General features: G+C 60.1%; 19 protein-coding genes. 7 read left to right on the top strand and 12 right to left on the bottom strand.

Annotated elements, in window-relative coordinates:
• Positions 1–1,132: 1,132 nt before the first annotated feature.
• From P9292_RS07570 to P9292_RS07560, 3 genes are read right to left on the bottom strand one after another with little or no spacing between them, the layout of a single operon-like run.
• Positions 1,133–1,795, bottom strand: a complete 663-nt coding sequence (locus tag P9292_RS07570) for an ankyrin repeat domain-containing protein (protein WP_409015131.1) — start codon at positions 1,793–1,795, stop codon at positions 1,133–1,135.
• A complete protein-coding gene (locus tag P9292_RS07565; protein WP_309958751.1) occupies positions 1,792–2,349 on the bottom strand; it encodes a c-type cytochrome in 558 nt (185 codons plus the stop codon). The genes P9292_RS07570 and P9292_RS07565 overlap by 4 nt, the downstream gene beginning before the upstream one ends.
• Positions 2,350–2,404: 55 nt before the next feature.
• Positions 2,405–4,144: a PQQ-binding-like beta-propeller repeat protein gene (locus P9292_RS07560; RefSeq protein ID WP_309958468.1), complete on the bottom strand. Its 1,740-nt coding sequence runs from the start codon at positions 4,142–4,144 to the stop codon at positions 2,405–2,407.
• Between the two features lie 386 nt (positions 4,145–4,530).
• Between P9292_RS07560 and P9292_RS07555 the strand changes: the two genes are divergently transcribed.
• The 3 genes from P9292_RS07555 (at position 4,531) to P9292_RS07545 (ending at position 7,899) form a co-directional block, all read left to right on the top strand.
• Complete coding sequence (locus tag P9292_RS07555; RefSeq protein ID WP_309847882.1) at positions 4,531–5,259, top strand: heme-binding protein; 729 nt, start codon at positions 4,531–4,533, stop codon at positions 5,257–5,259.
• 718 nt (positions 5,260–5,977) lie between these two features.
• Positions 5,978–7,060, top strand: a complete 1,083-nt coding sequence (locus P9292_RS07550) for a glycosyltransferase family 4 protein (RefSeq protein WP_309958467.1) — start codon at positions 5,978–5,980, stop codon at positions 7,058–7,060.
• Entirely contained in the window at positions 7,057–7,899 is an 843-nt protein-coding gene (locus P9292_RS07545) for a polysaccharide deacetylase family protein (RefSeq protein WP_309958466.1), read from the top strand. Before P9292_RS07550 ends, P9292_RS07545 begins: the two co-directional genes overlap by 4 nt.
• Before the next feature lie 31 nt (positions 7,900–7,930).
• Here P9292_RS07545 and P9292_RS07540 read toward each other — a convergent pair whose 3' ends face one another.
• The 8 genes from P9292_RS07540 to P9292_RS07505 form a co-directional block, all read right to left on the bottom strand.
• Positions 7,931–8,773 (bottom strand): PA4780 family RIO1-like protein kinase, encoded by an 843-nt coding sequence (locus tag P9292_RS07540; protein WP_250527562.1) that lies wholly within the window; start codon positions 8,771–8,773, stop codon positions 7,931–7,933.
• Between the two features lie 130 nt (positions 8,774–8,903).
• Positions 8,904–10,307 carry a sensor histidine kinase gene (locus P9292_RS07535; protein WP_309958465.1) on the bottom strand — a complete coding sequence of 468 codons (1,404 nt, stop codon included), beginning with the start codon at positions 10,305–10,307 and terminating at the stop codon, positions 8,904–8,906.
• Positions 10,288–10,965 (bottom strand): response regulator transcription factor, encoded by a 678-nt coding sequence (locus P9292_RS07530; RefSeq protein ID WP_244830328.1) that lies wholly within the window; start codon positions 10,963–10,965, stop codon positions 10,288–10,290. Before P9292_RS07530 ends, P9292_RS07535 begins: the two co-directional genes overlap by 20 nt.
• A complete protein-coding gene (locus tag P9292_RS07525; protein WP_309847894.1) occupies positions 10,962–12,269 on the bottom strand; it encodes an MFS transporter in 1,308 nt (435 codons plus the stop codon). The genes P9292_RS07530 and P9292_RS07525 overlap by 4 nt, the downstream gene beginning before the upstream one ends.
• A 94-nt stretch (positions 12,270–12,363) precedes the next feature.
• Positions 12,364–13,353 (bottom strand): quinone oxidoreductase, encoded by a 990-nt coding sequence (locus tag P9292_RS07520; RefSeq protein ID WP_250468205.1) that lies wholly within the window; start codon positions 13,351–13,353, stop codon positions 12,364–12,366.
• 35 nt (positions 13,354–13,388) lie between these two features.
• Positions 13,389–14,381, bottom strand: coding sequence for an ABC transporter substrate-binding protein (locus P9292_RS07515; RefSeq protein ID WP_309958464.1), 993 nt, complete (start codon positions 14,379–14,381; stop codon positions 13,389–13,391).
• A 150-nt stretch (positions 14,382–14,531) separates the two neighbouring features.
• Positions 14,532–15,662, bottom strand: a complete 1,131-nt coding sequence (locus P9292_RS07510; RefSeq protein ID WP_309958463.1) for an acyltransferase — start codon at positions 15,660–15,662, stop codon at positions 14,532–14,534.
• A gap of 172 nt (positions 15,663–15,834) precedes the next feature.
• The gene (locus tag P9292_RS07505) at positions 15,835–17,859 is read right to left on the bottom strand and encodes an acyltransferase family protein (RefSeq protein ID WP_309958462.1); all 2,025 of its coding nucleotides are present in this window, start codon (positions 17,857–17,859) and stop codon (positions 15,835–15,837) included.
• A gap of 514 nt (positions 17,860–18,373) precedes the next feature.
• Here P9292_RS07505 and P9292_RS07500 point away from each other — a divergent pair.
• On the top strand, positions 18,374–18,631 hold the full coding sequence (locus P9292_RS07500) for a hypothetical protein (RefSeq protein WP_244830318.1): 258 nt from the start codon (positions 18,374–18,376) through the stop codon (positions 18,629–18,631).
• A gap of 164 nt (positions 18,632–18,795) precedes the next feature.
• Here P9292_RS07500 and P9292_RS07495 read toward each other — a convergent pair whose 3' ends face one another.
• Entirely contained in the window at positions 18,796–19,647 is an 852-nt protein-coding gene (locus tag P9292_RS07495) for a LysR substrate-binding domain-containing protein (RefSeq protein WP_309958461.1), read from the bottom strand.
• 77 nt (positions 19,648–19,724) lie between these two features.
• Between P9292_RS07495 and P9292_RS07490 the strand changes: the two genes are divergently transcribed.
• The 3 genes from P9292_RS07490 to P9292_RS07480 all read left to right on the top strand — a co-directional run bounded on the left by P9292_RS07490 (position 19,725) and on the right by P9292_RS07480 (position 22,929).
• A complete protein-coding gene (locus P9292_RS07490; RefSeq protein ID WP_309958460.1) occupies positions 19,725–20,654 on the top strand; it encodes a DMT family transporter in 930 nt (309 codons plus the stop codon).
• Between the two features lie 98 nt (positions 20,655–20,752).
• Complete coding sequence (locus tag P9292_RS07485) at positions 20,753–21,613, top strand: flavin reductase family protein (protein ID WP_309958459.1); 861 nt, start codon at positions 20,753–20,755, stop codon at positions 21,611–21,613.
• A 2-nt stretch (positions 21,614–21,615) separates the two neighbouring features.
• The gene (locus P9292_RS07480) at positions 21,616–22,929 is read left to right on the top strand and encodes an MFS transporter (protein WP_309958458.1); all 1,314 of its coding nucleotides are present in this window, start codon (positions 21,616–21,618) and stop codon (positions 22,927–22,929) included.
• Positions 22,930–23,003: the final 74 nt, after the last annotated feature.

The following is a 23,003-nucleotide window of genomic DNA, read 5'->3' as shown; positions in this document are numbered from 1 at the left end:
TTCTCTCGTTGATTCTTGCCGATAACGTCCGAGCCTCAACGAGAGGACCGTATCTCCTTGCGGCCCTCTGGGTGAACTGCTTTTTTTGGCCCGCTCTTTAGCGGGCTTTTTTCGTTGGCTGTCGCACGGTATTGAGTTGGAAGCTGATGACTCTCCGAAGAGTCCTCCACTGTCTCTCCGAGCTGATGCTCTTCGCTCTTTACTTGCCGGCGAAAAAAAGGCGTTCGTTACTTACTACAGCCGTTACGTCCCTTAGCCTGCCAGACAAACCTCAATTCCTTGACTCGTTTCTAGCGTGGCCGAAACGTCGGTTTCGCTTCGTTTCGCGTGGAGGCTATGAAAAGACGACTGTCTCGGTTCTCAACTCGAGTGCGAGGGTTTGCCTGGCAGAAGCGCTCATCCGCGAGCGCTATATCGGCGGACACCGGTCACGCACTTGTCTGTCGCGCTACGCTGCTGGTGGACCACTCCTGCGCTCCCTTCTAGCGTCAAGACGAAACACCGTTTCGCCGCCCAACACAAAAGCAAGGTTGCTGTCCAACAAATGCCCAATCATGTTCCAAAAAAATGCAAGTATCGTTAAATTGACGCTTAAGAACCAAGACGGGCATCCATTAACTCAGTTTCTCTCAAAGAACATGGTCCTCGGGTTAAAGACATGTTCATTCTGGCCGCCCCGCTTTGCGGGCGGCTTTTTTTTGCCGGAAGTAGTAAGGGCTTTTGCTATGGAAACGGCGAGGTGCCGAGAACGCGAGAACGGACGCTCGGTAGGCAGGAATGCAGGCGAACTGATCTGGACGCCAGGATCAACCGACTATACAAACAACGCTATGGTCCAGTTCCTTCACTGATTTAACAGACACCGTCCAGCATAGCCGTCCGAATAACCGAGAATTCATACGGTGCACATCGAGCAATATCTTGCGAATGCCACTCTCGAGACAAGACCCGCGCGTGTTGGAAGAGCACTCGACGCCTTCTCGCAAAGCGGTGCATATCAAGCTTGAGAGCAGAAGAGACAATTCACACGGCGACTTGGACCGCAACAAAATTGGACATGCATCCGCGCAACGACGCACTGCGCCAATCGACTAACGATTGAATCGCACTGCACGCTCACGAGCGAAAACAATCATGGCGCGCTAAGCAAGCTCGCCACATGAGCCGAGCGCGTCTCATCGGCAATTTCCCGCGCAGTCTTGCCGCGGTCATCCTTCAAATCCCGATTCGCGCCACGAGCAAGCAGTATCGACGCAGTCTGCGCTCGATCGTATCCCGCCGCCCACATGAGCGCCGTCAGATGATTGTGATACGCGGCGTTCACGTCGACACCCGAGTCTAATAGACGCTGCACGATCGCGGTTTGCCCGAGTCCAGCCGCATATTCCATCGCTGTCTTGCCTACGCGATCCGTCGCCGCCGCATCCGCGTGTCGCGCAATAAGCAACGCCACGATTTCATCGTTGCCGTCGAACGCGGCAGCCATCAATGGTGTAATGCCCTGCACGTCAGCCTGGCTCACATTAGCGCCGCGCTCGATCAACAAGCGCGCCATCGGCGTCATGCCGCGCTTGCATGCGCTGATGAGCGGCGTGTCGCCTATACGGTTACGCGAATCGATCTTCGCGCCTTGATCGAGTAGTTCGACTACAGCATGCGTGTCACCATTGCGAGTCGCGTTAAGCAAGCGTTCGTTGAGCGCATAGGCATCGTCATCGGCATGAACGGAGTCGAGCAACGCAAGCGTCATGCATGCGAACACGAGTGCTTTGCTAATCGGTATGGAAAAGGTCATTGCAGATTAGCGACGTAGTTCGCAAGATTCTCGATGTCCGCGTCGGTCAGGTTCTTCGTCACGCTCGTCATGTTGCCCGCATCGTTCGTGCGCTTCTTCGCGCGGAAGTCCTGCAGTTGCTTCACGATATACGAATACTGCTGACCCGCGACCCGCGGTATTTCGTTCTGCCCTTTCATGCCGCCGAGATGGCACATCGTGCAGAGCACTTCATCGGACTTCTTTTTGCCCGCCTCCACCTTGACCGGGTCGGCCTTGAAATCGGTCGACACGAGTGTCTGCGCCGCGAAGTAATCGGCGAGATCGTGCATGTCTTCCGACGACAGATTGGCGGCCATCGGCGACATGCGTGGATCGCTTCGACGGCCTGCCTTGAAATCGCGTAACTCAAGGAACAGATAGCGCGATGTCTGACCCGCGAGCGATGGATAATCGCCGCTCGTCGAATTGCCGTTCTGCCCGTGGCATGCAACGCATACGACGGCTTTTGCGGCGCCGGCCTGCGCATCGGCGCGCGCGAACGCTGGCACTAAAAACAACAGGCAAGCGACCATTCCCGCTACACGAATGCGTTCGTCTCTCTTGCGTTTCGATGGACGCATCGTCACCTCAAGGCAGCGCAAACACGAGAAGGCTATTGCCACGCTTGAAGTCCAGCTGCGTGTTGCCGCCCGCCGCGACCGCGACGTATTGCTTGTCGTTCACCATGTACGACACGGCCGGTGCGTTCACGCCCGCACCGCATTGGAACTCCCACAACTTGCGGCCGGTACTCGCATCGAAGGCGCGAAAGAGGCCATTACCCTCACCGTTGAAGACTAGTCCTCCCGCAGTCGCGAGCACGCCGCCAATCAAGGGCTGGTCCGTCTTGTAACCCCATGCGATCTTGCCGGTATCGACATTCACCGCAACCAGCTTGCCCCACTGTTGCTCGGCTGGAATGGTCTTGAATGCGCCTCCGAGCCATAGTTTTCCGCCGGGATAAGCGGCGTCTTCAACCTGATACGTCATCGGTTGATGCAAGTTTGCCGCATACGCCATGCGGGTCTTCGGATTGAATGCCATGGGCGACCATTCGACGCCACCGTTCGCGCCCGGCAGCATGCGCGCGCCGGTCGCTGTCGGCAAGGTCCAGACGCCTTCTTGAGGAATCATCGCTTCGGAAATGCGGATGATGTGACCGTCGCGGCGATCATGCACATAGACGAATCCGGTCTTGCCGCCATGAATGATGGCCGGAACCATCTGTCCGCTCTTGTCCTTTACGTCGATGAGGATTGGTGGGCTCACTGCATCCAGATCCCACACATCGTGCGCGATGTATTGGTAATGCCATTTGTACTTGCCGGTATCGAGATCGATGGCGACGAGCGAATCGGTGTAGAGATTGTCGCCAGGACGAATGGCGCCATGAAGGTCCGGCGAGGGATTGCCCACTACGAAATACACCGTACGTGTCGCGCGATCGACCGCAGGCGCCATCCACACGCCGCCGCCAAGCGTCTTCTCGAAGTCGTGGCCTTTTTCCGCGAGCGTCTTTTTCTCCGCCTCGATATCGCGCTTCATGTTGCGGCCCACGGCGTCGTTTTCGGCCCACACGCCTTCGCTGCCGGAGTCGGGAATGGTGTAGAAGGTCCAGAGCAATTGACCTGAGTTCGCGTCGAATGCCTTGACGAAACCACGTATGCCGTACTCGCCGCCGTTCGTGCCGATCAACACCTTGCCATCGACGACGACCGGCGCCATCGTTTCCGAATAGCCGTCCTCCGGGTCCGCGATCTGCGAGGTCCACACGACGCTGCCGGTCTTTGCATCGAGCGCGACGAGCTTGGCGTCGAGCGTGCCCATATACAGGCGGTCACCGGATATGGCGACGCCGCGATTATTCGGTCCGCAGCAAAAGGTCGTAACCGGTCCCATCTTGTGCTTGTAATGCCAGAACTCCTTGCCGGTGACCGCGTCGATTGCATAGACGTGGTTGTAGGAGGTCGTGAGAAACATGACGCCGTTGGATACGATCGGCGCGGTTTCCATCGACTCCATCACTGCCGTCTGGAAGATGAATGCCGGCTTCAGCTTGGCTACGTTTGAACGATTGATCTGCGCTGCCGGCGCATAACGCGTCTCGGCATACGATCCGTTCGAATGCAGCCATGAGGCGCTGTCGTTCGCGGCGGCATCGAGTTGCGCCTGCGATATCGGCCGCAATGACGTGGGAACCGGCGCTGTGGCCGTAGTGTTGGCGTTCTGGATTTCGTCGGCAGAGTAAGCCGCAGGCGCTGTAATGATTCCGAAAGCGCCGACAAGAGCCGCGACTGAACCAAGCAAAGCACGGGGATAGCCTGCCATGACGGTCTCCTTATTCGTTTTCTTCTGCGCCTGTGGGCTGGATTCGAGATGCGCGTCGCGAAACGCGCGGAATCCGAGAAAAAGCATAGGCAATTTAACGAGGCACTTCCAGAGCGTATTGATACCAGCCGCGCGGCTCGTGCCAAGCGATTCATTCTTCAGCCGACACTTCTATCACCTATATACCCTTCCCGACACGGCCCAAGCTCACACATACGAATCCATTACACGTAAATTAATGGCGCATTCTTGAATGTTCGAAAGCCCATATTCCTTAGCGATTAAACGCTCGTTCTATTCCATTCGGCCTACTACGGTTTACCAAAATAAAAATTCATAACCCCTTCTTGTTCCTTCCTTAAACGTCTCTTGTCGGGAGAATCGCCATGCTTGAAAAAGTCGCGAAGTGCTTGGCCGTGGGTGTGCTTATTTCGGCTTCCTCATTTATTTACGCACACGATTACGACGATGTCCCTACCGGCCGGTGCACGCTTCCACAAGGAACGATTTCTCTCGTCGAACGACAGCTTTACACCGTCGTCAATCTATCCGACTCGAACGGCGGAATTTTCAAGCCCAACCGGATGTGGGCCGCCATCGTCGACCGCGAGGGTCATCTATGTTCGGTCACCAAGACCGGCGATGCATGGCCTGGCAGTCGCGCCATAGCAATAGCCAAGGCGTACACCGCAAACGGTTTTAGCAACGATGCGCTTGCGCTTTCCACCGCAAATCTCTATGCCGCCACGCAGCCGGGCGGATCGCTTTATGGGTTGAACAATTCCAATCCCTTCGACGCGCGCTTCCTGGAACAAGGCAGCGGGATCAACCATACCGTAGGCGGCGTGATCACTTTCGGCGGCGGCGTGGCGCTCTACGCCGGTGGAAAAGTAATTGGCGGCCTTGGCGTGAGCGGTGACAGTTCGTGCGCCGACCATGCGATTGCCTATCGCATGCGCAAGCTTGCAGGACTTGGCTCCGTGCCTGCTGGCGAAGGACCGAACAACACGGACAATATCAAATACTCGACCGGAGCCTCGCCGATGGGATTCGAACAGCCTCACTGCTTCCCGAGCGATCTTAGCGCAAGCGGAGTCGAGAATATTCCGCACTGACCGCCTTCAATGACGCGACGGGCAGAGGACGGCCCGTCCGACTGATCGGCATCGACGTGTTCTGAGCGCATAAGCGATAAGCGCCCTGTCGATGAGCAAACGATTGCGCCGCTGTCAAAGCCGAAACCAATTGAAGTCGTTTGTCATTAACTGATAGACGCATCTTTTTAGCTTTTGCTTAACGACGCATCGCTCTTTGCGGCATTGTCCATTGCAAGCGAATGAGACTCTCACGCTTAGGTAGCGAAAGATTGCAAGGAACTAAGCCCTTGAGCTTCGGCACCACGACTTTCTTAGCCAAAACCTGCTCGCATACGTTTGCCACCGTCTCAACGGCGAATCTCGACCTATAGTCACCTAAAAGAACTAACAACCTCTTTAGAAGCACGTTAAGCTATTTCCGCTAAAAAAATTTGCATGCTGTTGGTCAACCGCAAGTAAGACATCCCCGTTAGCTATCGATGCCAGGCATCCGCATGGTAGCGACCTCTTCGCTTGCCGTGATGGACATCGAGCCGAATTCTCTGCAGAGGATCCAGACCTGCTTCGTTTGAAGCGGCCTGTCTTATCCCTCGGCTAGAAAAATCCTCTAAGAGTTTTTTCTTTTCTTCCCTTCATTTTCTTTACTAAAGACATGAAGGCAGAAAGCCAATCGAATTATTACCAAAAATTTCCTAAGCGTTTTTTTAATGACGCAAAGGCCTTGGAGATTAGTGCGTTGAAGATCCTACATAGCGAGTCCTCGAAGGGATGGGGCGGTCAGGAAATCCGTACGCTCAAGGAGATGGTCGCGCTGCGTGAGTGCGGCCATAGCGTGGAACTGCTGTGTCCGAGCGATGCACGTCTCGGCATTCGTTCAACCGAGCTTGGCTTTGCCGTGCACCACGCGCGCATGCGTAGCGGCGGCGACGTGCGCTCCATGATGAGAATCAAGGCGCTGCTGCAACGCCGTGCCTACGATGTGCTCAACACGCACAGCGGTCACGACAGTCTGGTTGCCGGCACGGCCGCCCGATTGGCGGGAACGCCTCTCGTCGTGCGTACGCGGCATCTCGCATTGCCTATCAGTTCGCTCGCAACTTATACGTGGATTCCTCATCGCGTCATCGCGGTCAGTCATTTCGTGCGCCGCTATCTGATCTCGGCGGGGGTCTCCGAGAAGCGCGTGGAGACTATCCACGACGGCATCGCGACCGAGCGCGCCACGCATTCGTCGCTGCGAGACGAACTCAAACTCGGGCCGGATGCAACCATCGCATGCATGGTGGCGATCATGCGCGACGAGAAGGGACACGAAGATCTGATCGACGCGGTACGGCCTTTATTCGACACGCATCCACACCTGCATATCGTGATGGCCGGAGACGGTCCCGCTTTCGAACGCATAGAAGGCATCGTGACGCGTCTGGGTCTTGGGAGTCGCATCCATCTGCTCGGTTTTCGTACCGACGTCCCCAACATTTTGCGCGGCAGTGATTTCTTCGTGCTGCCGACGCATCAGGAAGCGCTCGGCCAAGCGTTCATCGAAGCGATGGCCGCGGGCCTGCCCGTCATCGGCACGAGTGTGGACGGCGTGCCCGAATTGATCGAAAACGATGTAAATGGTCTGCTGGTACCGCCGCGCAATCCGCCGGCATTGCGCGCGGCTATCGCTCGCATGATCGACGAACCCGGCTTGCGTGAACGTCTGCGCACCAATGGCATGCGTATCACCGAGCGCGGCTTCACCATTGCAAACATGGCATACGAAACCGCGCTCTTCTACCGGCGCGCATTGAAAGAGAGGGAATCTCGCCGATGAAACAACAAGCGCGCGCCATTCCCGTGTTGATGTATCACCACGTCAGTCCGTCGCCGGGCATGATCACCGTCAAGCCCGAGCATTTTGCGGAGCAAATGACGTATCTCGCGAGCGCGGGGTATCGCACGATCGGCGCCGTGCAACTCGCGGCGTTTCTACGCGGCGAAGAAATGCCGGAGCGCTCGTTCGTCATTACCTTCGACGATGGCTATCTGGATAACTGGGTCCATGCACATCCGGTGCTGCAGCGTCACGGATTTACCGCACTGTGCTTTCTCGTCAGCAGCTGGCCGGGCGATGGCAACGTGCGGCCCAATGCAGCCAACGCGCCAGCCCATGCATTGCCCGCACTGCTCGACCATCACGCGGGCGAACGCGCTATCGAAGAAGGACGCGCCGACGACACGATCCTGCGCTGGTCAGAAATCGATGCGATGCGCCATGCCGGCACGTTCGAATTTCATAGCCATACGCATACGCATGTTCGTTGGGACCAGAAGACCGCATCGGCCGATGAGAAGCGGCAGCGCCTCAGTGAAGATTTGAAGACTTCGCGCGCGACCTTGAACGCGCGGCTGGGCCAGGTATCGGACCATCTATGCTGGCCGCAAGGCTATTACGACGAGGACTATCGCGAAGTCGCACTGGACGCGGGCTTTAGCCACTTTTATACCTGTCATCCCGGGACCAATTCGCGCGGACAAGAGGCATCGAACGAAGCGCGTGGATCGATCCGACGTCTCGAGGTGAGAGATCGCCCGGCATCGTGGCTTCGTTCGCGTATGTGGGTGCATAGCCGGCCGTTGGTGAGCCGCGCTTACCTCAGCGTCAAGCGGTAAGCGGTAAGCGATAGCCGAACCCGATCTGCGCTCAGTCCTGCTCTCGCCGCACGCGCGCGTCTTCTTCCAGGCGCGTGTCTTCGATCTCTTGCAACACGCTATCGAGATCGACAGGGCCAGTGGGCGCTTCGACGTGACCGGTCAATGCGACATCGACATGCAGGCCGCCCGCTTCGAACAGCGACCATATCTCCGTTCCGTAGTCGGTGCGCAGAAGTTTTGGCGCGAACTGACCGAAGTAACTCGCGAGGTTGTCGACGTCGCGCTTGAGCATGGGCGCGGCTTCGTTGTTGCCCGCCGCATCGACGGCCTGAGGCAAGTCGATGATCACCGGACCTTCGGCCGCCAGCAAAATGTTGTATTCCGACAAGTCGCCGTGAATCACGCCCGCGCACAGCATGCGCACAACTTGCTTGAGCAGCATTGCGTGCAGTTCCAGCGCGCGTGCTTCGGTCAGGTGAACGTCGTTGAGGCGCGGCGCCACGTTTCCCGAATCATCGACGACGAGTTCCATCAGCAACACGCCGTCGGTGCAGATGAAGGGTTGAGGCACGCGCACGCCCGCATTGGCCAGGCGAAACAGCGCATCGACCTCGGCGTTCTGCCACAACGCTTCCTGCATTTCGCGGCCGTAACGCGTGCCTTTTTCCATCGCGCGCGCTTGCCGGCTGTTCTTGACCTTGCGGCCATCCCGATACGACGATGCCTGCCGGAAGCTGCGCTGCTTCGCGTCCTTGTAGACCTTGGCGCAACGCGTCGCGTCTTGGCAGCGCACGACGTAGACGGTAGCTTCCTTGCCGCTCATGAGCTGGCTGATGACCTCGTCGATGAGTCCTTCTTCGAGAAGCGGTATGAGGCGTTTAGGCGTTTTCATGCGAGCCTCGGATGGGGCTCGTGGCGCGAGCGTTCGAGATGCGTAACGTTCCGCGAGCGGAAGACTGACGGACCGACGCCATGGAAAAGAGCGGCGCAGCCAAAGGGCAGATTGTGCGATTCATGCCGAATTATACGGGGGTGCGCGCGGACGGCCGCCTCGGCTCCTGTTCGCGCGCCAGAACCACCTCCACCATTGCTCCCACGCCTCCCGGCGCGTCGTGGATCGCAACCACGCCGCCGTGCGCCCGCACGATCTCCTTGGCAATCGCGAGTCCAAGTCCGCTGCCTTCTTCTGCCGATGCCCGGAAGAACGGCTCGAAAACGCGCTCGCGCAACGTCGCCGGAATGCCCGGCCCTTCATCCACGACGCTGACGGTCACGTTCACGTGCGTTTCCTTGGCATCGACCGTGACGCGCGTGCCGCGCGGCGAGTAGCGTATGGCGTTATCGATGAGATTGGAAAACACGGCCGACAAGAGCGGCTCGCTTCCCGTCACGACGAGCGCACCTTCGAACGCTACAGCCAGTTCGATATCGCGCCGCCGCGCCACGAGCGCGAGCTTCTCGACGGCCAGCGTGATGACCGCGCGTAAGTCCACCGCCTCGCCTTCGTAAGCGGTGTAGTCGGCGGCTTCGGCTTGGGCGAGCATGAGAAGCTGATTGATCAGCGTCACCATCGCGCGGTTGCTTTGATGCATGGCAGTGAGCGTTTCCCTCACTTCGTCTAGACCGTGCTGGCGGCGCGCGTACTGAAGCTGCGACCCGAGCAACGTAAGCGGCGTGCGTATCTGATGCGCGGCATCGGCGATGAACCGGCGCTGCGTCGCCGTTTGCCGTTCGATGACATCGAGCGATGCATTGAACGCCGTGACGAGTGGATGCAGTTCCACCGGAAGACCTGTCGCGTCGATTCGCTCCTTGCTCTTGAGCGGATGAACGGCCAAGCCGCTCGCGAGCTTCTCGAGTGGTCTCAACTCGAGTGCGAGCCCGGTGCAGATCAGGATCATGGCAACCGCGATGCTGCCGAGAATATAAGCAATCTGCGGCGTCCAGAGCGATGCAACCAGCGCGTCGCGGGCAACGAGCGTGCGGCCTATGGAAACGACCAGTTCGATGGTCTTGCCATTGTCGAACATGGCGCGCTTAAGCGATACGGCGCGAATGGGCGAGCCTGCCACCTGCGCGTCGTACCACTGCGGAGAGGCGCTCAGACGCGTCCGCGGAAAGTCGGATGTTCCCGCGATCACCGCGCCGCCCGCGATCTCGATGCGATAGAACACTTGATCGCCTTCGGGCGTGCCGACGATCTGAATCGTGCTCGGCGATACCGAAGCCACCAGATCGTTGTCGTTCCAGCGCACGTCGGCGGCCATCACGCGTGCTGCGGCGAGCAACGCCGCGTCCTGCAGCAGATCGGCCGTGCGCCGTGCGTTCAAATGCGTGGCCCATCCCGCGACGATCCCGAAGATCGTCGTCGGAACGATCAGCCAAATCAGGAGCCGCGCGCGCAGGCTATGCTTGCGGCTCTTCATGTTCCAGCAGATAGCCGAGCCCGCGCAACGTAATGATCGCAGCCGTGCTCTTTTCGATTTTCTTCCTGACCCGCGAGACGTAGATCTCGATGGCGTCGCCGCTCGGTGGCGCGTCGCGGTCGTTCAAGGCTTCGGCGAGCACGGCCTTCGAGACCGTCCGCCCGGTTTGCAGAATAAGCGCTTCGAGTACCGCGTGTTCGCGCGGCGTGAGCGACAGCGCGTCATCGCCGACGAAGAATTGCCGCCGGTCCATGTCGTAGAGCAAGGTGCCGCAGCGCAAGCGGTTCGAGCGCACCGGCGCGTGCCGCCGCGCAAGCGCCTTGATACGCGCGATCAGTTCGCGTTCGTCGAACGGCTTGACGACGTAATCGTCGGCGCCATCCGCCAGGCAAATCACCTTTTCGCCGATGTCGCCCGTGGCCGTCAGAACCAGCACGGGCGTGTCGTTGGCCTGGTCGCGCATGCGCCGCAGGACCGCCTTGCCCGACATGCCGGGCAGGTTGAGGTCGAGCAGCACGACGTCATAGCGCGTGCCGGCGAGCGCCGCGCCGGCGGTTTCGCCATCGGGCACATGCTCGACGAGGAAGCCCTCGTCGGTCAGCGTCTTGCTCAGCCAGTGCGCCAGCTGGCGGTTGTCTTCGATCAGCAGAAGTTTCATTGCTCCGGAACGCTTTGCCACCGGTATCCATTGCGGGCTTCGCGCGACCGGTAAAGGACGAGCGTCGCGATTGCGCCGCACAGCGCGGCCACGGCCATCCATGCGCCGGGCGCCGCCTTGTCGCCGGTGAAGTGGATCAGCGAAGTCGATATGGCCGGCGTGAAGCCTCCCACCATCGTGGCGAGGCTGTACGCCATCGAAAAACCGGTCGTGCGCACGTTCGCCGGCATCAGCTCGGTGAGCGCGACCACCATCGCCCCGTTGTACCACGCATAGAGCACCGAGAGCCACAGTTCCACCGCGAGCAGACGCTCGAACGACGGCGCCGCGACGAGCCATTGCATCGCCGGATACGAGGTCAGGATGGTCAGCGCGGTAAAGATGAGCAGGATGGGCCGCCTGCCGACGCGGTCGGACACGGCGCCGGAAATGGGCAGCCACACGAGGTTCGACACGCCCACGCAGACGGTGACGATAAGCGAATCGAGCGACGAAAGATGCAGCACCGATCGGCCGAAAGTGGGCGTGTAGGTCGTGATCAGATAGAACGACGCGGTCGTCATGATGACGAGCCCCATGCCCGCCACAATCAGCCCGGCGTTCTCGACCATCGACATCATGATCTCGCCCATGCTCGGATGATGCTTCCGCGCGGCGAACTCGTCGGTCTCGCGCAGCGTGCGGCGAATCATGAACAGGAACGGCACGATCAGGCAGCCGATCAGAAACGGGATACGCCAGCCCCATGCGTTGACGTCGGCGACCGGCATCAACTGATTCAGCAGCACGCCGAGCGAAGCCGCGAAGATCACCGCCACTTGCTGGCTGCCGGATTGCCACGAGCAGAAGAAGCCGCGCTTGCCCGGCGTCGCGATCTCGGCGAGATAAACCGACACGCCGCCCAGTTCGACACCGGCCGAAAAGCCCTGCAGCAACCGCCCGATCAGCACGACGATGGGTGCCGCCACGCCAATCGACGCGTAGCCGGGAACAAACGCCACGCACGCGGTGCCCACGGCCATGAGCCATAGCGAGAGGATCAGGCCGCGACGACGCCCGTGGCGATCGACATACGCGCCGAGCACGAGCGCGCCGACCGGACGCATGACGAAGCCCGCGCCGAACACCGAAAGCGAGAGAAGCAGCGAGACGAACTCGTTATCCGAGGGAAAGAACGTGTGCGCAATCGCGCTCGCGTAATAAGCGTAGACGGTGAAGTCGAACATCTCGAGAAAGTTGCCGCTGACCACGCGGAACACTGATCGAAACGGCGATTCGGTACGGTCTTGAATAACGGATGCCATGAGGTCCCCTTCTGCAAAAGGACGAGTTGCGTCACCGGCGCGGCACGGCGAGCGCCGGAAGAAAAAAGTCATGCGATGCCTGTGAGTGAAGCGGTCAACCGATTTCCATGACCGCCTTACCGGACTGACGACGTTCTTCGAGCGCGGCATGCGCCGCCTCGACGTTATCCATCGTGTAGCGCCCGTTGATCTCCACGCGCAACGCGCCTTCGACGATGGCGGCGAAGATGTCGTCGGCACGTCGCTGCACGGTGGTCGCATCGGCGAGATGGTCGGCCAGGCGCGGGCGCGTGAGAAAGAGCGAACCGGCCTCGCCGAGTTCGTACGGATCGAGGTCGCGCATGGGACCGGTGACGGAGCCGTAGTTCACGATGAGTCCGCGCACACGCGCTGCCCGGAAGCTGTCGCGCAGGGTACTCTTGCCGACCGCGTCGAACACGACGTCGACGCCACGGCCGTCGGTCAACTCGCGGGTGCGATCCGCGAAGCCGCCGTTCTCGTAGAGCAGCACGTGATCGGCGCCGCGCGCCTTTGCGATGGCCGCCTTGTCCGGGGTGCTCGTCGTCGCGAATACTTCCACGCCGCGCCGTTTTGCCAACTGCACGAGCAACTGGCCGATGCCGCCCGACGCCGCATGCACGAGGCAAGTCATTCCCGCTTCGAGCCTTGCCACGTCGTCGAGCAGATAGTGCGCGGTCGAACCCTGGAAGATCGACGCGGCCGCGACGTCATAAGCAATCGCGTCCGGAATGCGTGCGAGCCGCGCAGCGGGCACGATCGCATAGTCGGCGTAGGCGCCCCACGAGATGCACCACGCGACTCGGTCGCCCTTGCCGCACGAGGTCACGCCCGCGCCCACGGCAACCACTTCGCCCGCGCCTTCCATGCCGAGCGTGCATGGAATGCTCACGGGATAGGTCCGCGAATCGCGATACTTGCCTTGTCGCGTGTGAACGTCCATGAAGTTGATGCCGGCCGCGACGACGCGCACCAGCACTTCTCCCGCACGCGGCTTCGGAATCTCGATATCGACGCGCCGCAGCACTTCGGGTCCGCCGTACTCGTGAATTTGAATGGCTCGCATCGGCATGTCTCCATTGAAATGAAGGTCGCGGCGCGTCAGTGCGCGTCGGCGACGAAACGGTCGGTCCAGGTTCGCGTGAGATCGACGTGACGCGCCGATACCTCGGTATCGATGTCCGCAAGGGTCGCGAGCACGGTCGATGGCGCACCGGCGGGCATCCGGCCTGTCGAGGAGAACGCCGGCTTCATCACGGACAAGGCTTGGCGGTAGATTGCCGGGTCGTTGCCCTTGAGCGATGCCGGCATGGCGGCCTCGATATCGGCTTCGCTGTGTGTGCCGATGAAGCGCAGCGCGTCGAGCAACGCGTGCGCGAGCCGGCCGGTTTCATCCGGATGCGCGTCGATCCAGTCGCGCCGCATATAAAGACAGGCACCGACGTATGGGCCGCCCAGATGTCTTTGCGTATCGGCGACACTGCGTAAGTCGACGAGCGGCCTTGCCGCGCCGCGCGACAAGAGGCGCGTAACGGTGGGCTCCTCGGTCATGACGGCATCGACATCGCCGCTCGAAAGCGCTTTGTCGAAGGCGGCTTCATTGGCCAGCGGAACGATGGTGTAGGCGTCGGGCGCGAGGCCGGCGCGCGTGGCGAGGTAGCGCGTGAGAAAGTAAGTCGATGAACCGAAGCCCGTGACGCCGAGGCGCCGGCTTTTGGCATCGGCCATGTTGCGCATGCCGTTCGTGCCAAGCTCGATGAGTCCGGCCGACTGCCCGAGAACGATGACCGACTGCACGTCCATGCCGCGGCTTTGCAGACCGATGGTGTGATCGTAGAAGCCCACCGCGCCTTCGATTGCGCCCGCGACCAGTTCGGTGGAAGTATCGATGCCGGCCGGCACGGACAGCACGCGCACGTCGAGCCCTTCCCTGCGGAAGTAGCCGAGCCGATCCGCGAGCACGACAGGCAGATAGATGAGCTTGGCCGCGCCGCCGGTCATGAGCCGGATCGGCTGCGCGAGGCTCACTTGAGCCACGCATGACGCGATCAGGCAAATGAGTGCGCGGCCAAACGTTCCTGCACGACGCGGCATCGAAGTCTCCTTGTTATCTGGGCGCCTGTCGTCGCAGGCGTCGTGATGTCGAGGAGTATAAGAAACCGCGCCCTTCTGAATGCTTTCCGCGAAGCATCTCTTTTCTACGTAGTTTCCCGACGCGCGAACGGTATGCGTTCGCGCGCGGCCTCAAACCGGATGCTGATCCGTTCGCATGCCGAGCTCGGTTACGCTCGCCTGAGTCTTGGAAGAGCGAATGAACCGTTTGGCGAGAAACGCGCGAATCGGCTCTTCCACGAACTTCGTCAGGAGCACCGCGCACACGATGGTAATCGCGCAAGTCGCCAGCATGGGCACTACCGCATATTGGTTCGCTTTTCCGAAGTACATAAAGACCGCCTGCCCGATCGGATAGTGGATCAGATAAATCGGGTAGGAAATCCAGCCAAGAAAACGCGCGATATTGATATCCACCGCCGATGTGCAACGTACAGTCGATCCGAACGCCACCAGCCACGGCGCGACGCCGAAGATAACGAACATCGGGTAAATCCCGTGCAGCGACATGGGAAAGAAAAACAGAACGAGTACGAGCGTGAATAGAAAGTAAATATTGGCGAACGCGCGAGGTACGATCGCGGTCGCGATTCTCGTGATCGAATCTTTCTTGTTGTAGAGAAATACACCCACCAGGAAACCGAAGGCCACGCGGAAAAATCCGCCGTCGAACCGGCTGCCGGACCAGCCCTGCTCGAAATCGAACAGACCGTGGCCATGCAGGTCGATGGTCGTCAGCGCGCTCGTTGTCAGGAACGCCGCCGCGCTCAAAAGAATCATCTTGAATATCGAGCGCATTTGCAGCCTGACGATCAACACGAACGAAAGGCTGGCCACCATTTCGAAGAAGAGCGACCACGCGGGCGGATTACTGGGGAAAATGGGACCGCCCAGCTCGCCGATATACGGCGCGAGAAACGAGTTATAGAGCGTCGAAGAAATGATGTTCCCCGACGAAAAATTCGTGAGCCCCTCGCGCCCCGCCTCGATGAAAACGGGTAGCCCGATCAGCAGCGAAAATATGAGCATCGGATAGAGCCGGATAATGCGCCTCTTTATATATTCCGCGTTGGTCATGCCGTTCTGCAACCGCGCGCCGTAAGAATGCGCGATGACAAAGCCGCTCAGCACGAAAAATAAATCGACCGCTTCATAAGCGTTCCTGAAAAGCATTTCCTGACTGAGGTGGGAAATCATGACCGCGAGCGCGGCCACGCCCCTGAGGCCGTCCAGCGCCTCATATCTATTGTTGGTCTCTGCCATTAATCCCCCGCTGCCTTTTTTGTTAGGTTTGCGCGAATTTACCAATCGTGAAAATTTTGAAAAGTGCGGTGGAGTACGGTGTCCCGATACTCGTGCAGAACATAATCTTACGATTTTCTAATTTACCGAATGTATTTGTAATTATCTGCGGTCGAGGCTTAGCTCGTCTCTTCTAACGCATAGCAATGGATTGCGCAAAGGCTTCACGGAACATCGGAACCAGGCGCTTGTTGCCGAATTCGCTCAGGTGATCCGCGTCGTAGTACAGCGGTCTCAGTTGTTGACTCGCCCAGCATCGCCCGTGATCGCAAAGGCGCGGCTTGGGATCGAGAAGTTTGATGCCGCATTGCGCCGCCGCCGCTTCCTGCGCCATCCGCACGACATGGTTACGCCTGTCGTAGTCGTCGAGCGGAATGGACAGGTCGTTGGTGCCCCGCTTGAACATCAACTGGCGCGACACGGCTTGCGGCACCTCGAATGGCATCTCCGGCACCGGCTGCACGAGATAGACCGGGTGCGACTTCGCGATCAGACAAGCCGATGCCACGAGATGCTGCGCATACTCCGCGAGGAACGCGGGCGTCGGCGAGTCGTACAGGCGCGAGAAATAGACCAGCGGATGGTGACTGAGTGCGCTGCCATCGATCGGACCCAACGCATAGTCCGACGTGCGATTGACGATCAACACGGGGATGGCCGAGTCGATCGATGCCAGCTTGCGCAAGGCCCAAGCGTTGAAGTTGGCGCATTGCTCGTCGGCATCGCGCGAACCCGGGACCGCATGCTCACCGTAGATCGTCGGACAGCCCGAGTAACTCAGCTCCATGATCGAACCGTTGGGCAGTGCTTTCTGGACGGCGCTCACCATTGCATCGGCGTGGCTGTCGCCGAGCACGACCGCCCGAAGTGGACCACTGCCGAACCTACAAGCCGGCGATTTGCCTCCGGACGACGCGAGGCATTGGTCGCGCATCGGGCTGAAATCGAGTTGCTCGTTCGCGGCCATGTCCCACAACTCCGGCACGCGGTTGGGGACATGCTGATATCGCGCGCCAATGGCGACAAGGGTCACGCCTACCATCGCCGTGCCCAGATACAGCAAGCGTGCGGGCTTCGTCGCGCGAGCGAGATATGCGCGCGTCGGCCGTTCGATGAGTTGATAAGACGCCTCGCCAAGCAGCACGGCCGCAACGATACCGCCCGCGATACTCATGGGATCGTGCAGACGATCGGAGTAGACCAGCAACACCGCGACCGGCCAGTGCCAAAGGTAGAGCGAATACGAACGCGTGCCGAGCCATTGCACGATGCCGTTGCCCGTGAACATGGAGCGCTGTCTCGATGCTGCGATGACCAACGCCGCGCCGAGCACGGGTACGATTGCAAAGCCGCCAGGCCAACTGAGGCTGGAATCGAAGCGCACGACCGCCAGCGCGATCAACGCAAGTCCGACGGCTTCGAGCACACGCGTGAGCGCGGCGGGCAACTTGCGCTGTCCGGCGTAAAGCCAGACCATGCCTCCGGCGAGCATTTCCCACGCGCGGCTTGGCAGGAGATAGAACGCGGCGTCGGGCCAGCGCGACGTGGCATAAATCGACCAACTCAGCGACGCCACGCCTGCAGCGGACAACAGCGCAATGACCCCGGCTCTGCGCCGCCAGCGCCATGCGAATGCGGCTGCGAGCGGCAGCAACAGATAGAACTGCCATTCCACGGACAACGACCACGTGTGCAGGAGCCACTTCTCATGCGACGCCGAATCGAAATAGCCTGAGCGTCTCCAGAAAAGGACATTGGAAACGAACGTGAGCGCGGAGGCCGCGTTGAGGGAGAGCTCCCGATAATCGACATGCACGAGCCAGAACCAACCGACTCCGAGCAAGACTACGCACAACGCGATAAGCGGCGGCACGATACGCACCGCGCGCGACAGATAGAAATCGACCAGCGAGAAGCGGCCGCGCTCGAGCGCCGCGACGACGATTCCAGTCATCAGAAAGCCAGAAATGACGAAGAACACGTCGACACCGGCGAAGCCGCCGGAAAAACCCGGAATGCCGAAGTGAAAGAGGACGACGGGAAGCACTGCCCACGCGCGCAGGCCATTGATGTCGTAGCGGAACGCCGTGCGGACGGCGGATTCCGCGCGCCGTTCGCCAGCAAGGCCCGTCTCGGCGGGCATTCTCGTTGTTTGCATGGATTTGTTTTCTAAGGTCTGGATGGATCGAGGCGCGGTCTAAAGAATTACGGCGCCGCCTCCTTCAGCAATCGTAAGAACAATAACCGGGTTGTTTTGTTGCTTCCGCTGAAAACGATGTCGCTGGGTTCGTTAGCGCACCAGGAGTGTTCGCGACGTGCCAGCGGCACGCGGTTAGATAGGCCGCCAGCAAAGGGCCGAGCGGCGATGCGGTCCAAGTGTTCACCCTGAAAACGAAGAAAGCGTCGAGTTGTTCTCGCGCCACGACATGTTGTTTGTTCGATTATTCGCGGCACGCGGATGACCTCGCCCTGCCGACGTCACGCAAACGTCAATGGTTCGAACAAGAGTGTTAATCTCCCCGACGGTGGCTTGAAAGCATCAAGTCCCGTACTCGTTGACGCACAAGCGTTCGTCTCAATTCGACGCCGGATTTCTCGGCACGCGGATTGCCTTAGACGCTTCCATGCCGCGGGATCTGCTCGCGGCCGACTATCAACATCAAGAGGACAATATGAAGATCGTAACTAAAGGCATTCTTGTCTCGGCACTGACGCTTGGCTTGTCGTGCGGCGCATTCGCGCAAGGGAATGGCGCGGGCGAGCCGGGCAGCAACGGCGCGGGTCGGGGTGGCGTCGGCGTCGGTACGCCCAACGGCGACGGCGAAACCGGCTCGCCTTCGGGCCCGACCGGCAAGCACTCGACGTTTCCCAAGAAGCACTCGAAGGCCAAGAAGAGCAGTAGCACGACGACGAACGCCGCGCCGCAGTAAGGCAATTTAGTCGCGGATTCAATCGCGCATCGAGAATCAGGCGGGCATGCTCCTGTTGGCGCATGCCCGTTCGCCGCTCAAGCCTCTGCTTTGAGAAGTCGAGCGCATGTCCAAGTACTTAAGGCGAAACCGACAACGCCCACGCCTCGAAGCCATCCCATTCCTTAGAGCCGGAAATTCTCCCGGATGGTGGCAATGAGCAAGTCGATCGCTTCGCTACCACGGCCGCCGGCATCCCGCATCAAAACCACTTCGTGGTCCACGACGCGCGGCAGCTTGTCCAACACTCTCATCTCTTCGCTCACGCGCGCGCGGTCCAACAGCGTGACCGCAAGCCCGGATTCGACGCATGCCTTGATGGCCTGGCTCGAAGCGCTATCGAGTATGACGCGCCATTTTCGCCCGGCGCGTTCCAGCGCATTGGTCATCGCTGCACGATACGGGCAAGGCTCGGCATAAAGAGCCAACGGAAGCGGACGGCTCTCGTCCAGCGTGAACGCCGCGCTTCCGACCCATACCGGCGTAGTCACTGTCAGCACCTCAGCGGGCCTGCTTGCCTTGATAGGCTGAACCAATAGCGCCACATCGAGCTTGCCCCGGCCCACCTGGTCACGAAGTTTAAGACTCGGGGCGGTCCTCACTTCGAGCACGACGTTGGGCCACATTGTCGAAAAGCCGGGGAGAATGTCGCGAATCACATGCGATGCATATTCATCCGGCACGCCCAGCACGACCCTCCCCGCCAGCGCTTTCCCATGAAAATCCTGCAAAACACGGTCGTGCGCGTTTAGTAGCTCACTCGTACTGGAAAGTAACCGCTTGCCGAGCACGGTGAGCGTCACCGCCTGATTGTCCCGATCGAGCAAGCGGCCGCCAGCAATCGCTTCGAGACGCTGAATGTGAATGCTGATCGCGGCCGGGCTCTTGTGCACGAACTCGGCCGCCGAGCGAAATTTGCCGAGTCGCGCTACCGCGTGAAACGTGCGCAACAGTTCGATGTCGAGGACCGCTTCCATGGTGGTTTAACCGAATTGAACGAGATGCTCAGTATATTTTGATTTTCGAATCGTCGCGCACTGTCTACGCTAGGTGCATGACCAAGCTCTCGACACCTTGCCCGACATCCCGCCCGCTCGCAACGCGGCCGCTGCGCTTGCCTTTACCGGCATTGGAAGCGTTGATGATCGTCGCGTGGAGCTCCGGCTTCGTCGGCATGCGCTTTTCCGCCGACTACGCACCAGTTTTCCTCGTGGTGTTATGGCGTTGCGCGGTGGTCTCGCTTTGCCTGCTTCCGTTCGTGGCGCGCGAAATCATGCGCACGCCGCCCGCCGTGTTACTGCGGCACGGCGTGATCGGCTTATTCGCGATGGCGGGCTATATCGCTGGCATCGGAAAGGGCATTGAACTCGGGGTATCGGCGGGACTTTCTGCGCTGATCGCAAACCTTCTGCCTGTCGGTACGGTGGTGATTTCGTCCGTGTTTTTCTGCGAGCGTAGTTCACGCCGGACGTGGCTTGGCATGGCGCTGGGCGTGGCAGGCGTGCTATTCGTCAGTCGCGATGCTTTTACACTTGGTTCTGCTCCTGTGTGGGCGTACGGCCTGCCGGTGGCAGGCATGGCGTCCTTGGCCGTGGCTACGGTGTGGCAGCAACGCGCGTCCGGTCGTCTTGGCTCGCTAAGTCTATTGGCCACCCTTTGGCTCCATTGCAGCGTGACGTGCGTGGTTTTTCTCGGCCTGCAGACATTTCAAGGAAGCATCGCGCCGGTTGCCACCACGGGATTCGCCGCCAGCGTGGTCTGGACGGCGCTCCTCTCCACGCTTGGCGGATATGGTCTGTACTGGTTATGTCTGAAGCGTTCGTCAGCGGCGAGAGTATCGAGCGTCCTTTTCTTGAGCCCATCGGTCACGCTCGTATGGGCATGGGCCATGTTCGGTGAACCACTTTCCTGGTCGATGCTTGCCGGAACCGTCGTGGCGGCGACAGGGATCGTCTTGATGACGCGAACGCCTGTGCCGAGTTGACGGTCGACATTTCACATGACGCTGAAACATGCCGCAGTCGACTGTCGCAAAATGACTTGAGCATCATCTGCTTGTCCCTTGACCCGAAGGAGGACACGATGGCTCAACGCATCTTCCAGACAATCGAACCGAAGATTCTTTACTTCGGCACACCGGTCGCTCTGATCAGCTCGCTCAACGAGGACGGCACGACCAATCTCGCGCCGATGTCGTCGTTCTGGGCGCTCGGCTGGACGCTCATGCTCGGCTTGCTGGACGAGACAAAGACGGCTGAAAATCTCGAACGGCATGCGGAATGTGTGATCAATCTTCCGTCGCCGGAGATGTGGAAGCAGGTCGAAAAACTCGCGCCTCTGACTGGAAAGAACCCCGTCCCCGAGTTGAAGAAAAAGCAATTTCGCTTCGAGAAGTGCAAGTTCGAGGAAGCGGGGTTCACTCAGCTCGCCAGTGATTGCGTGAAGCCTTATCGCGTTGCTGAGTGTCCCATGCATCTGGAGGCTCGCGTGCGGCACATTCACCGAATGGGCGGCGAGAAACTTCAAGCGCTTGGCGGTGGCGTCGCCGCAGAAGTCGAGATCGTTCGCGCGCATGCAGACGAGGCCTTCGTCAAGAACATGCACCATATCGATGCCGAAAAATGGTCACCGCTGGTCTATAACTTCCGTCACTACTTCAGACTCGCCGATCACGAACTCGGAAAGACCTTTTGCGGAAGCCGGAAACCCACGCGCGGCCTGCTGCCCACCGCTCATCCCCGGCCATCAACAAGGTTTTCCCTCCCCTACCTGTTCCGGGTGGGTTGCCTCCCACTCCTAGGTATTACCGTGACGTTACGAGACCGTCATTGGCCTGCCGCCGCATGCGGCGAGGCCAGCAAAAATACCAAGGAGACAACAATGCAACCCAGGTTCCTCGCGGCCGCTTCGGGCGCCGGCGACAGCGTCTTCCGGCGGGACTGAGCATGATGTTTCCGCCCAAATTCCAGTCGCGCCCGGCATGGACCATGACCGTCATGCTGACGGCCCTCTCCCTCATCAATTTTCTCGACAAGATCGTGCTGGGTCTGGTGGCCGTGCCGCTGACGGCGGAACTTCATCTGTCGCCGCAGCAGTACGGCCTCGTCGCCGGCAGCTTCTTCTGGCTGTTTTCGGCTTCGACCGTCGTCGTCGGGTTTCTCTCCAACCGCATTGCGACGCGCTGGATTTTGCTCGCCATGGGGCTGGCCTGGGCGGTGCTGCAAGTGCCGCAGGCGCTGACCACGAGCGCACTCGGGCTGCTGGCTTGCCGGGTGATTTTGGGCGCGGCGGAAGGACCGTCGTTTCCGGTCTCCGTGCACGCGCTGTACAAATGGTTTCCCGATCGCAGGCGCAATCTGCCGGTGGCTGTAATCAATCAGGGAGCCGCCGCTGGCATGTTGCTGGCCGGCATGCTGATTCCGCTCGTGACGAAGCAATGGGGCTGGCGCATGAACTTCGTGCTGCTCGGCGCAATAGGCATGATCTGGTGCGTGCTTTGGCTATGCTTCGGCCGCGAAGGACCGATCGACGAGCGACGATCAGCACGAGGCAACCAGCGTACCGCTAGTCAATCCGCGCTTGCCTCGTCGCAACGGCTTTCGTATCGCCGCATCCTGACGGACCGTTCGGTCCTCTCGGTGTTCGCGCTCGGCTTCACGGCCTACTGGACACTCGGACTCAGCCTGACCTGGCTGCCCACTTATCTCGAGAAAGGGCTTGGTTTCTCCGGCGTCGAGGCAGGCCGCTGCTTCGCGGCAGTGGTCGCCACGGCGGCGCCCGTGAACCTTGGCCTCAGCTGGATCTCGCAGCGCATGCTGGCAGGCGGCGCATCGAGCCGCCGGGCGCGGGTGCATCCAATCTGCCTGAGCGCCATGGCCGGCGCGCTGGTGTTCGTCTTGCTGATCCTGCTGAATGCGCCGCCCATTCAGAAAGTCGCGCTGCTAGCCATCGCCTGCGCGCTGCCGACACTGAGCTTCACGCTCGCGCCCGCCCTGCTCGCGGAGATAGTGCCGGACAGTCAACGCGGTGCGCTGGTCGCGATCCACACCGCGCTCGCAAGTCTCGGCGCCGCCATTGCACCGGCGGTGATGGGGCGGATCGTGCAGACCCACGGCGGCGGCACTAGCCATGCGTATGAACTCGGCTTCGTCGTGAGTGCCGTTTTGCTGCTTGCCGCCGCGCTCGCCGCGCTGCGCTGGCTTCGTCCCGAGCAGTCCGTGAAGACGTTGCAGCACGTGGCCGCCCGCGCCCCCGCCTGATGGACCTTGCCCCGAGGCCTCCCCACTTCCTTCCGGCGAACAAGCAGCGAAACACCGTGCTCATCTGAACCGCA

The sequence above is a fragment of the Caballeronia sp. LZ001 genome (assembly GCF_031450875.1).
Lineage (GTDB): Bacteria > Pseudomonadota > Gammaproteobacteria > Burkholderiales > Burkholderiaceae > Caballeronia.
This window is presented reverse-complemented; position numbering and strand designations above follow the sequence as displayed.